Origin of the sequence: Streptomyces sp. SLBN-8D4, assembly GCF_049739545.1 — a bacterium.
GTDB lineage: Bacteria > Actinomycetota > Actinomycetes > Streptomycetales > Streptomycetaceae > Streptomyces > Streptomyces canus_C.
The window spans coordinates 3,008,608-3,022,909 of the sequence record NZ_JBMGQC010000001.1 but is presented as its reverse complement, the minus strand read 5'-3'; the positions used below and the strand labels follow the sequence as shown (position 1 = coordinate 3,022,909).

The window sequence follows — 14,302 nt, the reverse complement described above, 5'->3', positions numbered from 1 at the left end:
ACCTCTCTCACGGAGACTGTGACCTATGAGCACCCCTGACATCCGCGTCGAGAAGGGCCACGCCGAGCCCGAGGAAGTCGCCGCCATCACGGCGATCCTGCTGGCTCGCGCGGCGGCTCAGCCCTCCGAGACCCCGGCCCACCGAGGCCGCCCCAAGGCCGGCTGGCGCCGCCTGGAGCGCGAGGGCGGCTTCCGCGCCCCGCACAGCTGGCACTGAGCCCTCCCTGTACGACGCCTGAGGGCCCCTCTCGAAAGAGAGGGGCCCTCAGGCGTTTTTGTCTTTAGGGGCGCGGGGCTGTGTCGATCTGCGGCTCCGCCGCGTGGGCACGACAAGCCACCGGGCTGCCGCAGACGGCACACAACCGTCCGTGGCAGCCCAGTAGCCGCAAGAACCACGTACCTATCGCAGCCGAGCCATAAGAGCGTGCTCGACCAAGGTGATAAGAGCCGACTTCGCATCCGCCCGGTGCCGCGCGTCCGTCGTGATGATCGGAGTGTCAGGACCGATCTGCAGCGCTTCCCGGACCTCGTCCGGGTTGTACGGCTGCTGGCCGTCGAACCCGTTGAGGGCGATCACAAAGGGAAGCCCGGAGTTCTCGAAGTAGTCGACGGCCGGGAAGCAGTCGGCGAGGCGCCTCGTGTCCACGAGGACGATCGCGCCGATGGCGCCGCGGACCAGGTCGTCCCACATGAACCAGAAGCGGTCCTGGCCCGGCGTACCGAAGAGGTACAGGATCAGGTCCTGGTCCAGGGTGATGCGGCCGAAGTCCATGGCGACCGTGGTGGTCGTCTTGTCCCCGGTGTGGGTGAGGTCGTCGATGCCGGCCGACGCGGACGTCATCACGGCCTCTGTGCGCAGCGGGTTGATCTCCGAAACGGCCCCGACGAACGTGGTCTTGCCCACGCCGAAGCCACCCGCCACCACGATCTTCGCCGAGGTGGTGGAGCGGGAAGGACCGCCGCTAGAGCTTGCGAAGTCCACTGAGCACCCTTTCGAGCAGTGTCACGTCTGGCTGGCCGCCGGCGTTCTCGTCGCCGCCGGGCTGATGGATGGCGACCAGGCCCGCCTCCGCCAAGTCGGCGACGAGGATCCTGGCCACGCCGAGAGGGATCGTCAGGAGCGCGGAGATTTCCGCCACCGACTTGATTTCCCGGCAGAGGTTGCAGATCCGCTGATGCTCGGGCAACTGGCCCTGCATCTGGTGCGGCTGCGCGGTGGTGTGCACCAGCGCCTCGATGGCGAGCTGGTACCGCGGCCTGGTACGGCCGCCGGTCATGGCGTACGGGCGCACCAGGGGGTTGCTGGCGCCTCCCGCGGGGGAAGGCTCAGGGGAGCGTCGCTGCGGCTGCACGGGCTGGATGCGCGGGGCCGGCGGCTGGTCGTACGGCGACGGGCCGGGGCCCTGGGGCGCGTACGGCTGCTGGCGCCGATGGCTCGGTGCGGAGGGGAAGTTGTAGTGGTTCGGGTTCTGGGAACCGTCGTTCTGGCCCTGGCCAGGACCGTACGACCAATTGCCAGATGAACCACCTGGGGGTGTTGCCACTTTCTCTCCTCCTCCGACTGTGCCGGGCACCCGTCACGCTGTGTGGAGCCGCGTCCCGAAACCTTACGGCCCCGGGACGCCAAAACGCACCGTCTGTCTGTCAGTTGAGCAGGCTGCCCTGGAGCTCTGCACGCAGATCGGGCGTCAGGACCGAACCGGCACGGTCCACCAGAAGAGCCATCTCGTACCCGATGAGACCGATGTCCGCCTCCGGATGTGCAAGAACCGCGAGGGACGAACCGTCGGATACGGACATGATGAAGAGGAATCCCCGCTCCATCTCCACAACGGTCTGGTTCACCGCGCCGCCCTCGAAGATGCGCGAGGCACCCGCGGTCAGCGAGGTCAGACCGGAGGCGACGGCCGCAAGCTGGTCGGCTCGGTCGCGCGGAAAGCCTTCGGACATCGCCAGAAGGAGTCCGTCGGCGGAGACCACCACCGTGTGGGACACCCCCGGGGTGTTGTCCACGAAGTTGGTGATCAACCAGTTCAGGTTCTGCGCCGCCTGGCTCATCGGGCTCACACTAACGCTCCTGGTTGTAGGTGCTGTCAGGACCGAAGCCCTGGCCGTTCGTTTCACTGCCTGCGTTGCGGCCCCGCTGGACACCGCGGCGCAGGTTGCTCAGCCTGCCCCGGACGTCCTCGGGGGCACGGGAGACCTGTGGGCCTCCCTGGTTAGTGGCTTCGGCGGCTCCCTCGATCAGGTTGGCCTTGGGTACCCGCCGTGGCAGACCGGAGGAGGTGACCCCGCCCGCCTTGGGCTTCCGGAGCTGGGAGGCCTGCTGCCACCGCGCGTCGTTGGCCGATTGCCAGACGTCGCCGCCGTTGCCCTCCGGCGCCGAGGCCGGCGGCTCCTGGTTCGCGTTCCGCGTGCCGTTCGAGCCGTTTGAGCCGTTAGCGCCGCTCCCGGTGGAGCCACGGCGGGGGAGCCCGGCGTCGGTCAGCTGGTGACCCACGGAGGCGGGGGCCGGCCCCGGACGGTCGAAGCCTACGCGGTCACGCTCACTCACGTCAGCGGCCTGCACGGATTCCGTTTCCGGAGCGTACTGGTCCGGGTAGCCGTTGCGGTAACCGTCCTGCTGCGGCCAGTCGTCCTGGTAGCGGCGCTCCTCGAAGCCCGAGAAGGTCTCCGGGGCGGCGGCGTGCACCGCCGCGGGCTCCTCCTGGACCGGCTCCGCATAAGAGGGCTCCGGGTAGCCGCCGCCGGAGGAGAAGGTGTCGTTCTGCGGCAGGCCGCCGTTCTGCGCGTGGTACGGCTCTTCGTACGCCTGACGGTTCGGCTCCTCGTACGCCGTCTGCCGCTGCTCCTCGTACGGCGCCTGCTGCGCCTCCTCGTACGACGTCTGCTGGTCGTACGAGGCCGGCTGCTGCTGCTCGGGGTAGCCGCCCCTGTTGTTGTCGTAGCCGGTCTGCTGCGCGCTGTGGGAGGTGTCGAAGGCGTCGCCGTACGACGAGTCCGGACCCTGCAGGGCGGCCGGCTGGTCCTGGTTCTGGGACTCCAGGGCCGCGCGGCGCTCCTCGCGCATCAGGGAGCGGCCGACCGGGTCCAGCTCGCGTATGTCGTCCGGGACCTCGGAGTAGCGGCTGTCGTCGAAGCCGAGTTCCGCGGCCGTACGCATGGGCAGACCGTTGTTGAAGTCCTCGCCCTGGTACTGCTGCTGCTCCGGCATGATCTGCGAGACGGTGAACTCGTCGCCGGCCGGCTGGTGCTCGCCGCCACCACCATGGGTGATCGCGTCGGGCAGCATGACCAGCGAGGTGGTGCCGGCCTGCTCGCCCGAGGGGCGCAGCTGGACGCGGATGCCGTGCCGGTCGGACAGCCGGCCGACCACGAACAGGCCCATGCGCTGGGAGATCGCGGCGTCCACGGTCGGCGGGTTGGCCAGCTTGTGGTTGATGTCCGCGAAGTCCTCGGCGGTCAGGCCGATGCCCTTGTCGTGGATCTCGATCATGATGCGGCCGTCGGGCAGCCGGGTCGCGGTGACGCGGACCTTGGTCTGCGGCGAGGAGAACGTGGTGGCGTTCTCCAGGAGCTCGGCCAGCAGGTGCACGAGGTCGGTGACCGCGCGGCCGTGGATCTCGGCCTCCGGGACGCCGGACAGCTCGACGCGCTCGTACTGCTCCACCTCGGAGGAGGCGGCGCGCAGCACGTCGACCAGCGGGACCGGCTGGTCCCAGCGGCGGCCGGGCTCCTCGCCGGCGAGGACCAGGAGGTTCTCGCCGTTGCGGCGCATACGGGTCGCGAGGTGGTCCAGGCGGAAGAGGTTCTCCAGCTGGTCCGGGTCGGCCTCGTTGTTCTCCAGGTCGGTGATCAGGGTCAGCTGGCCCTCGATCAGCGACTGGTTGCGCCGGGACAGGTTGGTGAAGATCGCGTTGATGTTGCCCCGCAGCAGGGCCTGCTCGGAGGCGAGTCGTACGGCCTCGCGGTGGACCTGGTCGAAGGCGCGGGCGACCTCGCCGATCTCGTCCTTGGTGGTGATCGGGATCGGGGCGACCCGGGTGTCGACCCGGCCGGGGTCGGTGCGCGAGAGCTGGTCGACCAGCATCGGCAGACGCTGCTCGGCGATGCCGAAGGCGGCGTTGCGCAGCTGGCGCATCGCGCGGGACATCTGCCGGGCGACGGCGCCGGCCAGGATGAACGCGAGGAGCAGGGCCACCACGACGGCGGCACCCACGATGAACGCGTCACGCTTGGCGTTGTCGGCGATGCTCGCGGCCTCGTTCACCGCGGTGTCGGCCAGGTCGGTCTCGATCTGGCGGTAGGCGTTGTACTTGAGGGTGTTGACCGCCCACCAGTTCTCGGCGGTGATGCCGTCCTTGCCGAGGGCCTGACGGGCGCTCTCGTCCATCGACGGCAGCTGGGCGATGCCGGAGACCATGTCCACGGGGTTGGACGGCGGCGGGACGTAGTTCGGGTTCTTGGCGGCGGCCTCCTTGGCCAGCGCCGCGCCCTCCGTCTGGATCTGCTTCTTCGCGGTGTCGAGCTTCGCCGCGTCGGCCTCGGTGCCACCGCCGATGTACTCCTCGACGGCGATGCCCTCCAGGTACGCGTACGAGGAGAGGGCGACCTTCTGGCTGGCGAAGCTGCTCAGCCCCGGGCCGGGCTTGATCAGCAGGTGCATGCCGATGGAGCGCTGCAGCGACAGGGCCGCCTTGGTGAGCTCGATGGCGTAGACCGTACGGCCGTAGCTGGTGATGTTGCCGGTGCCGAGGCCGAGCTCGTTGGCGAACTCCGTCAGCGGGTGCGCGACCTGGGTGTAACCCTCCTCGGTCTTCACACCGGTGAGCTTGGAGGAGGTGTAGGCGCCCGCGCGGAGCGTCTGGAGCGCTCCCTCGCCGTCCCGGAACAGCTTGAGGCGGCGCTCCAGGCCCGCCTTCTGCGGCATGTTCTGGGCGGCCTCGTCGAAGGCGTCGGCGGCCTGGTCCGTCTTCTTGCGGGCGGCGACGACCGTGGCGTTGTCCTGGCCCTCGCCGCTCAGCAACGGGGCGGCACTGCTGTCGCGCTCGTTGTAGAGGGCGTCGGCGTAGCTGAGGGAGGCGCGCACGAGGCGTGCGGTGTGCTCCGCGTCCTGGGCCTCACGCCAGGTGTCGATCGAGCTCTTGACCTGGAAGCCGCCCATGACGAGGCCGACGATCACGGGTATGAGCAGGATCGCGTTCAGCCGGGTGGGCACCCGCCAGTTGCGCGGGGAGAACCGGCCGCCGCTGGACGGCGGCGCGGCCGTCGGTTCCGGACCGGACACAGGGGCGGGCGCCGCTCCGCGCGGCGGCGGGGTGAAGTTGCCCCGGGCCGACGGCTCGGGACCGTTCTTGCTTCGCCTCACTCGACCAACAACCTCTCGGAGGGGTCGGCACCTACGTTGTGCCGCAGTCTCTCAGAGCCCAGTACGTCATCGACTAGTGAGTACGTCTTTGACTATTGGGCAGTTCAGGCATTCCAGCACGACGGCCTGCGCACCTCCAAACAGTGGTACGCGGGGATTCCGAGTGATGTAAGCCCCAGATAAAACGGTCATAAAGAACGAGCCCCGCCAAATGGCGGGGCCGTTGTGAGCGCAGCGAGACCGGTTGGCAACCACGCGTGGCCGTACCACCCGATTCCTCTGCCGAAACGTTATGAACGCCGGGGCCGACCGTGTCTAAGACCACAGCCGGCTCCGGGACATCTACGACAACTGCCGTATGGCGCTGTTGATTTGCAGCGGGTCGACACGCCCTGGGGGCGTTACCGCAGACGCGCCATGAGGGCATGCTCCACCAGGGTGATCAGGGCACTCTTGGCGTCCGAGCGGTGCCGGGCGTCCGTGGTGATGATCGGCGCGTCCGGCCCGATCTGCAGGGCCTCGCGCACCTCCTCGGGGGCGTACGGCTGATGCCCGTCGAAGCCGTTGAGGGCCACGACGAAGGGCAGACCGCTGTTCTCGAAGTAGTCGACCGCGGGGAAGCAGTCGGCCAGACGCCGGGTGTCGACCAGGACGACCGCGCCGATGGCGCCGCGGACCAGGTCGTCCCACATGAACCAGAAGCGGTCCTGGCCCGGCGTACCGAAGAGGTACAGGATCAGGTCCTGGTCGAGCGTGATGCGGCCGAAGTCCATGGCGACCGTGGTGGTCGTCTTGTCCCCGGTGTGGGTGAGGTCGTCGATGCCCGCGCTCGCGGACGTCATGACGGCCTCCGTGCGCAGCGGGTTGATCTCGGAGACGGCGCCGACGAACGTGGTCTTGCCCACGCCGAAGCCACCCGCCACCACGATCTTCGCGGAGGTGGTCGCCCGCCCCGCGTCAGAGCTTGCGAAGTCCACTGAGCACCCTTTCGAGCAGCGTCACATCGGGAGCGCCGCCGTTGTTCTCGTCGCCGCCCGGCTGGTGGATGGCCACCAGGCCGGCCTCGGCGAGGTCCGCGACGAGGATCCTGGCCACCCCGAGCGGCATGGCGAGCAGCGCCGAGACCTCGGCGACCGACTTCACCTCACGGCACAGGTGGCAGATGCGCTGGTGCTCGGGGAGGAGCCCCATCAGTGCCGCCGGGTCGGCCGTGGTGCTGATCAGGGCCTCGATGGCGAGCTGGTAGCGCGGCCGGGTCCGGCCGCCGGTCATCGCGTACGGACGTACCAGCGGCTGGTCGCCCTCATCCTCGTACGGCTCCGCGTACGGATCATGAGAGGCGGTGGGCGGGGTCATGAATCCTCCGGGCGGGACAGCAAGTCGGTCTGGCTAGCCGTCTGGTGAGGCCGGTGGGGGGATTGTGGCGGCCGGACGGTGATTTGGTGAGACGGGTGGATCCGGTGGGGTCAGTGGAGCAGACTGCCTTGCAGCTCGGCTCGCAGATCGGGCGTGAGGACGGCCCCCGCGCGATCGACGAGCAGTGCCATCTCATAGCCGACGAGGCCGATGTCGCATTCCGGGTGCGCGAGCACCGCGAGCGAGGAACCGTCCGAGACGGACATGAGGAAGAGGAATCCCCGCTCCATCTCCACGACGGTCTGGGCCACGCTGCCGCCCTCGAAGATCCGCGAGGCGCCCGCCGTGAGCGAGGTCAGCCCCGACGCGACGGCCGCCAGCTGGTCGGCACGGTCGCGCGGGAAGCCCTCGGACATCGCCAGCAGAAGGCCGTCGGCGGACACGACGACGGTGTGGGACACCCCTGGGGTGTTGTCCACGAAGTTGGTGATCAACCAGTTCAGGTTCTGTGCCGCCTGGCTCATCGGGCTCAACTAACGCTCCTGCTGGTGAGTGGGGTTCGGGAAGCTGCCCGTCTGGCCGTTGCCGCCGACCTGACGACCTTGCGCGATACCCCGACGGAGATTGGTCAGCCGACCGCGCACGTCGTCAGGCGCACGCGAGACAGCCGGACCGCTTTGGTGCTGTTGCTGCTGAGCCGTACCCGGGACGAGGTTCGCCCTGGGCACCCGGCGCGGCAGACCGGAGGTGGTGACACCGCCCGCGGCCGGCTGCCGGACACGCTCCGCCTGCCGGACGAGGTCGTCGTTGGGCGAACTGCGCCAGGCCGCGGAGACCGCGGGCCGTTGCGGAGCGCCGGCAGAACTCTGTGGGGCCGCCGGAGCCTGCTGCTGCCGCGGCGCCTGAGCCGGGGAGGGGTCGGTGCCGTTGGCCGGCTGTCCCTGTCCCTGCTGCTGGCTGCCGTGGAACCAGTTGGTCTCCAACGTGTCGTACAGCGGCGTACGGCCGTCACCGGGACCCGCGGGCGGCAGCGCCTCGGGCTCTTGGCGGACCGGCCGCTGCTGGGGCCGCGGCGGCATGGGCGGCCGTGGGGCACCGAAGTCGGCGCCGTTGGTCTGGGGGCGCTCGAACTGGCCCGTGTTCGCGGGGTCCTGACGGCCCGGCAGGGAGTGCTGCCCGGTGGAGCCGGGGTTGTAGCCGGGCATCGCGAACTGGCCCGTCGAACCGGGGTCGTACGCCTGCGGCGTCGCGAACTGCCCGGTCTGGGAGCCGCCGTTCTGGGAGCCGCCGTTCTGCCCGGACGGAGTGCCGAAGACGTCCGAGCGGACGAAGTCACCCGTGTCCTGGGAGCTGTTGGAGCCCGGCCGCGGGAACTGGCCGGTGTTCTGCGGGCCGACCGCACCCGGACGGGGGAAGTCGCCCTGCGGGGCGTTCGCACCCGGCCGGGGGAACTGGCCGGTGTTCTGCGGGGCGTCGAAGTCCGGGCGGGGGAACTCGGAGGTGCTCGCCGGGCCCTGGTGGTCCTCGATCCGCGGCATGCGCGACGTGGCCGCGGGGTCCTGCTCGTCGTGCCCGCGCGGGACGTCGAGCGAGGCGCGCGGCACCGGCGGCTGGGCGTTCTCGTCGCTCCAGCTCGGCGTGCGGGGCTGCTGGTTGCCCGCCCGGCAGCTCGGCCCGCGGACCACCGCGGCCCGGCAGCTGCGGCCGACGGCGCCGACCGCCGGGCTCGGGAGCCTGGCCCGCGTTCGGGGCCTGCGACTGCGGGGGTACGGGACCCCGGGAGCCGAAGGCGTCCTGGCCGCCGCCGAAAGCGTCCTGACCGGTGAAGGCGTCCTGGCCCGGACCGCTCGTGCCCGCGGCCTGGAGGCCCTGCGGGGCACCCGGCGCCTGGCCGCCGCCGAACCCGGCGCCGGCGCCTGCCGGAGCGGGCCGGCCCTGCGGAGGCGTACCCGGACCCTGCGGTCCACGCTGTCCGCCCGGCCCACCGGGGCGACCGCCCTGGCCACTGCCGGGCAGCGCGGCCCGCGGTCCCTGACCGGCGTTGAGCCGTCCGCCCGAGGGGGCGCCGGCGCCGAGAGCGCCACCGCCGGGGCCACCGGGCGCACCGCCGAGGGCACCGCCGCCCTGGCCGTTGCCGCCGCCCCGACGGGCCGCGGCCACACCGGCGGCGGCCTGCGCGGCGGCGGGCGCACCGGGCGCGCCCTGACCGGGCTTGGCCTGGGGCTTCTTGCCGCCCTGGGCGACATCGACGGGCAGCATGACCAGCGCGGTCGTACCACCGGAGTCGGAGGGGCGCAGCTGGATGCGGATGCCGTGGCGCTGGGACAGCCGGCCGACCACGAACAGACCCATGCGGCGGGAGACGGAGACGTCCACGGTGGGCGGCGAGGCGAGCCGCTCGTTGATCGCGGCGAGGTCCTCCGGGGAGAGGCCGATGCCGGTGTCGTGGATCTCGATCAGGACGCGGCCGTCGGGCAGCGCGTGACCGGTGACCTTGACCTTGGTCTGCGGGGAGGAGAACGAGGTGGCGTTCTCCAGCAGCTCGGCGAGCAGGTGCACGAGGTCGTTGACCACGCGGCCGGCCACTTCGGTGGTCGGCACGGCGGCCAGCTCGATGCGCTCGTACTGCTCCACCTCGGACGCGGCGGCGCGGAGCACGTCGACCAGCGGGACCGGACGGGTCCAGCGGCGGCCGGGCTCCTCACCGGCGAGGACGAGGAGGTTCTCACCGTTACGGCGCATACGCGTCGCGAGGTGGTCGAGCTTGAAGAGCGAGGAGAGCTGGTCCGGGTCGGCCTCGCGGGACTCCAGTTCGGAGATGAGCGAGAGCTGACGCTGGATGAGGCCCTGGGAGCGGCGCGAGAGGTTGGTGAACATCGCGTTGACGTTGCCCCGCAGCAGGGCCTGCTCGGCGGCGAGGCGGACCGCCTCGCGGTGCACGTCGTCGAAGGCCGCGGCCACGCGGCCGATCTCGTCCCGGGAGTGCACACCGACCGACTCCACGGACGTGTCGACGTCCTGCGGGTCGGACTCGGAGAGCTGCTTGACCAGCTCGGGCAGCCGGTCCTGGGCGACCTTGGTGGCGGTCTCCTGGAGGCGGCGCAGCGAGCGGATCATGGACCGGGCGACGACGAAGGCGCCGACCAGGGAGACACCGAGCACGAGCAGGATCAGCGCACCGGCGATGATCGCGTCGCGCTCGGTGGCGCTGCGCAGCTCGCGGGCCTTCTGCTCCATGTCCTCGAGCAGCGTGTGCTCGATGTTGCCCATCTGCTGGATCTTGGTCGAGCTGTCGTCGACCCAGTCCTTGTAGGAGCGCCGGTCCAGGTCGGCAAGGCCCTCCGGCCGGCCGAAGGCACGGCCGGCGTACTGGTCGGAGGCCTCGATCGTGGAGCTGCCGTCCTCGATGGGCTTGAGGAGTTCCTCGGCGCCGTCGTCGCCGTAGATGCTCCGGAAGCTGTTGAGGTCGGACTCCTCGCTCTCGAGGGCGCCCTGGGCGTACAGCCGGTCGTTCTCGGTGAGGTTGCCGAGGGTCTTGTTGTCGGCCGGCAGGGCCGCGGCGAGGACCGCGCGCTGGACGGAGGCGTACTCCTTGGCGGAGGAGAAGGCCGCCAGGGCGCGCGTGCGCTGGATCATGTCCGGGTTGCTGGTGGCCTCGGCCATGTCCTGGGAGAGGTCCAGCAGGTGGGTGATCAGGCGGTGGTAGGACTCCACCGTCTGGGTGGCGTTGCCCTTGGTCTCGTAGGCGTCGCTGCGGATCTTGCTGAGCGTGTCCAGGTCGCGGACCAGGCCGACGAGGCTGTCGCGGACGCCCTGGAGGTTGCCGTCCTTGCTGGAGGTGTCGATGTCCTCGGCGGCGTTGATGAAGTTGGTCGCGGCCCGGTCCGACTTGTCCCGGTAGCCCTTGACCGTGATGTTGCTCGCCGTGGAGTTGTGCGCCAGCGGTCCGGCCGACTGGTCGCGCTCATCCTGGAGGGCCGCGGCCAGCTCGGTGGCCTGCTTGGTCATCTCCGTCAGCAGCTTCATGTTGTCGAGCTGCTGGATGTCGTCCATGGAGTCGTTGATGCGCAGCGCGCCCAGCGAGGTGGCCGCCACGACGGGGAGCGCGAGCAGCGACACCAGACGCGTGGAGATGCGCCAGTTGCGCAGGGCTATGCGGGACCCGGGGCCGCTCGGGCCCTTCGGTGGCTTCACCGGCGGCGTGGCCGCCGGGCCCGAGGACGCCGACGTGCCGAGGCGCCCGGTGCCGGAAGCACCGTCTGGCGACGGTCCCGGGCCCGGGTTCTGGGCGTGCTGGGGGGAGGAACTGCCGACATTGGGGCCAGTCCCGCCGTGCCGCTCCGGCTCGGCCGAAGCGCTGCCATCCCTCTTGAAACGTCCCTGCACTAGCGTCGCAACCTCTGGACCAGGCGCTCCTCCGCAGAACGGCGGAGCACGGTGTCGGCGTTTGGGGAGCGCCCTGAATACGCACCCCGGGTGATCGTGAGTGACCGGCGCTGGCTCCCCCTTCTCACCGCCGCTCGGCGCTTCTGAGCGCCCCCTGTGCGCCGGCTCGATCCCGCGGCGGTCCGTGGAATTCCAGCACAGTGCAGGATCTCCAACAAGGTCCGAGGGTCAGACCGTGACCTACGTGACACCTCGTGAGGACCGGGTCACCGGGTGTGGAAAGCGTTTTTGTCGATATCGGACATAGGTCCGCGAGTCTCCCCGCGGGGGTGGGTGTCCCAGTCGCCATGATCAGGAGCGGAATGATGGCTTCAGGGTGTCAATGTCCGTTTCGTTGGGGTGGGCTGAGGCTGGGAATTGTCCAGTTTGCCCATAGCTCAGTGAGCAAACTCACATGCGGATCGCGGCGTCTTCGCGAGTTCGGAGGGGAACTGCATGTTTAGCCTGACGCTTTACAAGAAGGCCCCATCTGCCCAACCCACCACTGTCGAGGTCGAGTACAACCGTGAAGACGACGATGATGTTCCGCAACATTGCCAACCCGCGGCGCACGACGCTGGCGCACCTCGAGGACGCCGACGCCCTGCAGATCCCGGAGCAGCCGGAGCACCCGCTCGACCTCCCCGCCCAGACCGCCAACCCCCGGCGTACGGTCCTGATGGAGATCCCGGTCTCCGCCGCGAAGTAACCGTAGCGCGCCCGGATCACCGCCCCCGCGGCAGGTGGTCCGGGCGGCGCGCGGTCCGGAGCCTCGGGGCACCCCTTCCCGCGTTAGCCTGGAGCGTCAGACTCCAGCCGGCCGAGTAGAGGGGCGCCCAGATCCCGTGCGCATCGCCAGATTCTCCATCGACGGGAACGTCGCCTTCGGCGCGGTCGAGGGCGACAGGCCGGACGAGCTCGTCCTCGACATCATCAAGGGCATCCCCTTCGCGGACTTCGAGCTCTCCGGTACGAAGGTCCCGCTGAGCAAGGTCAGGCTGCTGCCGCCGGTGCTCCCCAACAAGGTCGTGGCGTACGGCCGCAACTACGCCGACCACGCGAAGGAACTGGGCAACGAGGTCCCGGACGTCCCGTTCGCCTTCTTCAAGCCCTCCACCTCGGTGATCGGCTCCGGCGACGAGATCCAGTACCCGTCCTTCTCCGCGGATGTCCACCACGAGGCGGAACTGGCCGTCGTCATCGGCCGTATGTGCCGCGAGGTGCCGCGTGAGCGCGTCAAGGACGTGATCTTCGGCTACACCTGCGCGAACGACGTCACCGCCCGGGACGTCCAGAAGCGCGAGAAGCAGTGGGCGCGGGCCAAGGGCTTCGACACCTCCTGCCCGTTGGGCCCCTGGGTGGAGACCGGCCTGGACCTGGAGACGGCCTCCGACCTGACGGTCCAGCTCACCGTCAACGGCGAACAACGCCAGCTCGGCCGCACCAGCGAGATGATCCACTCGATCGAGGATCTGATCGTCAACATCTCCGAGGCCATGACGCTGCTCCCCGGCGACGTGATCCTCACGGGCACCCCGGCAGGCGTCGGGCCGCTCACCGTCGGCGACGAGGTCGCCGTCACCATCGAAGGCATCGGCACTCTCACCAACAAGGTTGTCAAGCGTGGCTAGCGCACCCGTCCGCGTACGTTTCTGCCCCTCACCCACCGGTAACCCCCATGTGGGCCTGGTCCGCACCGCCCTGTTCAACTGGGCCTTCGCCCGGCACCACCAGGGCACGCTCGTCTTCCGCATCGAGGACACCGACGCGGCCCGCGACTCCGAGGAGTCCTATGACCAGCTGCTCGACTCGATGCGCTGGCTGGGCTTCGACTGGGACGAGGGACCCGAGGTCGGCGGCCCGCACGCGCCGTACCGCCAGTCGCAGCGCATGGACCTCTACAAGGACGTCGCCGCGAAGCTCCTGGACGCCGGTCACGCGTACCACTGCTACTGCTCCCAGGAGGAGCTGGACACCCGCCGCGAGGCGGCTCGCGCGGCCGGCAGGCCCTCGGGCTACGACGGCCACTGCCGCGACCTCACCGAGGCGCAGGTGGCGGAGTACACGGCCCAGGGCCGTACGCCCATCGTCCGCTTCCGCATGCCCGACGAGACGATCACCTTCACGGACCTGGTCCGCGGCGAGCTGACCTTCACCCCGGAGAACGTGCCGGACTACGGGATCGTACGAGCGAACGGGGCGCCCCTCTACACGCTCGTGAACCCGGTCGACGACGCCCTGATGGAGATCACGCACGTCCTGCGCGGCGAGGACCTGCTGTCCTCCACCCCGCGCCAGATCGCCCTGTACAAGGCGCTGATCGAGCTGGGCGTCGCGAAGACCGTGCCCGCCTTCGGCCACCTCCCGTACGTGATGGGCGAGGGCAACAAGAAGCTCTCCAAGCGCGACCCGCAGGCCTCGCTCAACCTCTACCGGGAGCGCGGCTTCCTGCCCGAGGGCCTGCTCAACTACCTGTCCCTGCTGGGCTGGTCGCTCTCCGCGGACAAGGACATCTTCACCACCGACGAGCTGATCGCGGCCTTCGACATCGGGGACGTGAACCCCAACCCGGCCCGCTTCGACCTGAAGAAGTGCGAGGCGATCAACGCCGACCACATCCGCCTGCTCGACGTGAAGGACTTCACGGAGCGCTGTGCGCCCTGGCTGAAGGCGCCCTTCGCCCCGTGGTCCCCGGAGGACTTCGACGAGACGAAGTGGCAGGCCATCGCCCCGCACGCGCAGACGCGCGTCAAGGTCCTCTCGGAGATCACCGACAACGTCGACTTCCTGTTCCTCCCGGAGCCGGTCTTCGACGAGCCCTCCTGGACGAAGGCGATGAAGGAGGGCTCGGACGCCCTCCTGCGCACGGCCCGCGAGAAGCTGGAGTCGGCGGACTGGACCTCGCCGGAGTCCCTGAAGGAGGCCGTCCTGGCCGCCGGCGAGACCCACGGCCTCAAGCTCGGCAAGGCCCAGGCCCCGGTCCGCGTCGCCGTCACCGGCCGCACGGTCGGCCTGCCCCTCTTCGAGTCCCTGGAGATCCTGGGCAAGGAGACGACGCTGGCGAGGATCGACGCGGCGCTGGAGAAGCTGGCCGCCTAGGACACGCGCGCGTGAGGTGAGGGGCGGCACCCGGGGTCCGGGTGCCGCCCCTCA

The 14,302-nt window shown here is 70.1% G+C and carries 11 protein-coding genes and 1 pseudogene; 4 read left to right on the top strand and 8 right to left on the bottom strand.

Annotation, left to right across the window (positions count from 1 at the left end; all coding sequences use genetic code 11):
- The first annotated feature begins 25 nt into the window (after positions 1–25).
- Positions 26–217 (top strand): acyl-CoA carboxylase subunit epsilon, encoded by a 192-nt coding sequence (locus RKD20_RS13210; RefSeq protein WP_020121024.1) that lies wholly within the window; start codon positions 26–28, stop codon positions 215–217.
- Between the two features lie 183 nt (positions 218–400).
- On the opposite strand, the gene RKD20_RS13205 is transcribed toward RKD20_RS13210, so the two are convergent.
- The 8 genes and pseudogenes from RKD20_RS13205 to RKD20_RS13170 form a co-directional block, all read right to left on the bottom strand.
- Positions 401–982, bottom strand: coding sequence for a GTP-binding protein (locus tag RKD20_RS13205; protein WP_009314218.1), 582 nt, complete (start codon positions 980–982; stop codon positions 401–403).
- Positions 963–1,544, bottom strand: coding sequence for a DUF742 domain-containing protein (locus tag RKD20_RS13200; RefSeq protein WP_424877895.1), 582 nt, complete (start codon positions 1,542–1,544; stop codon positions 963–965). The genes RKD20_RS13205 and RKD20_RS13200 overlap by 20 nt, the downstream gene beginning before the upstream one ends.
- A 100-nt stretch (positions 1,545–1,644) precedes the next feature.
- Positions 1,645–2,058 carry a roadblock/LC7 domain-containing protein gene (locus tag RKD20_RS13195; protein WP_007384910.1) on the bottom strand — a complete coding sequence of 138 codons (414 nt, stop codon included), beginning with the start codon at positions 2,056–2,058 and terminating at the stop codon, positions 1,645–1,647.
- A 10-nt stretch (positions 2,059–2,068) separates the two neighbouring features.
- Complete coding sequence (locus RKD20_RS13190) at positions 2,069–5,368, bottom strand: nitrate- and nitrite sensing domain-containing protein (RefSeq protein ID WP_424877894.1); 3,300 nt, start codon at positions 5,366–5,368, stop codon at positions 2,069–2,071.
- A gap of 401 nt (positions 5,369–5,769) precedes the next feature.
- On the bottom strand, positions 5,770–6,345 hold the full coding sequence (locus tag RKD20_RS13185; protein WP_007384912.1) for a GTP-binding protein: 576 nt from the start codon (positions 6,343–6,345) through the stop codon (positions 5,770–5,772).
- The gene (locus tag RKD20_RS13180) at positions 6,326–6,724 is read right to left on the bottom strand and encodes a DUF742 domain-containing protein (RefSeq protein ID WP_003973454.1); all 399 of its coding nucleotides are present in this window, start codon (positions 6,722–6,724) and stop codon (positions 6,326–6,328) included. The genes RKD20_RS13185 and RKD20_RS13180 overlap by 20 nt, the downstream gene beginning before the upstream one ends.
- Positions 6,725–6,834: 110 nt before the next feature.
- A complete protein-coding gene (locus RKD20_RS13175) occupies positions 6,835–7,248 on the bottom strand; it encodes a roadblock/LC7 domain-containing protein (protein WP_003993189.1) in 414 nt (137 codons plus the stop codon).
- A 9-nt stretch (positions 7,249–7,257) separates the two neighbouring features.
- Positions 7,258–11,110, bottom strand: a pseudogene (locus RKD20_RS13170) (nitrate- and nitrite sensing domain-containing protein).
- A 565-nt stretch (positions 11,111–11,675) separates the two neighbouring features.
- Between RKD20_RS13170 and RKD20_RS13165 the strand changes: the two are divergent.
- The 3 genes from RKD20_RS13165 (at position 11,676) to gltX (ending at position 14,248) form a co-directional block, all read left to right on the top strand.
- A complete protein-coding gene (locus RKD20_RS13165; RefSeq protein WP_007384915.1) occupies positions 11,676–11,858 on the top strand; it encodes a hypothetical protein in 183 nt (60 codons plus the stop codon).
- 136 nt (positions 11,859–11,994) lie between these two features.
- Positions 11,995–12,780: a fumarylacetoacetate hydrolase family protein gene (locus RKD20_RS13160; protein ID WP_424877893.1), complete on the top strand. Its 786-nt coding sequence runs from the start codon at positions 11,995–11,997 to the stop codon at positions 12,778–12,780.
- Positions 12,764–14,248, top strand: coding sequence for a glutamate--tRNA ligase (gene gltX / locus RKD20_RS13155; RefSeq protein WP_424877892.1), 1,485 nt, complete (start codon positions 12,764–12,766; stop codon positions 14,246–14,248). The genes RKD20_RS13160 and gltX overlap by 17 nt, the downstream gene beginning before the upstream one ends.
- The last annotated feature ends 54 nt before the right edge of the window (positions 14,249–14,302 follow it).

Excerpts from the sequence above, each read along its gene's own strand:
- RKD20_RS13210 (WP_020121024.1), top strand. The coding sequence starts at position 26 with ATGAGCACCCCTGACATCCGCGTCGAGAAGGGCCACGCCGAGCCCGAG.
- RKD20_RS13195 (WP_007384910.1), bottom strand. The coding sequence starts at position 2,058 with ATGAGCCAGGCGGCGCAGAACCTGAACTGGTTGATCACCAACTTCGTG.
- RKD20_RS13180 (WP_003973454.1), bottom strand. The coding sequence starts at position 6,724 with ATGACCCCGCCCACCGCCTCTCATGATCCGTACGCGGAGCCGTACGAG.
- RKD20_RS13175 (WP_003993189.1), bottom strand. The coding sequence starts at position 7,248 with ATGAGCCAGGCGGCACAGAACCTGAACTGGTTGATCACCAACTTCGTG.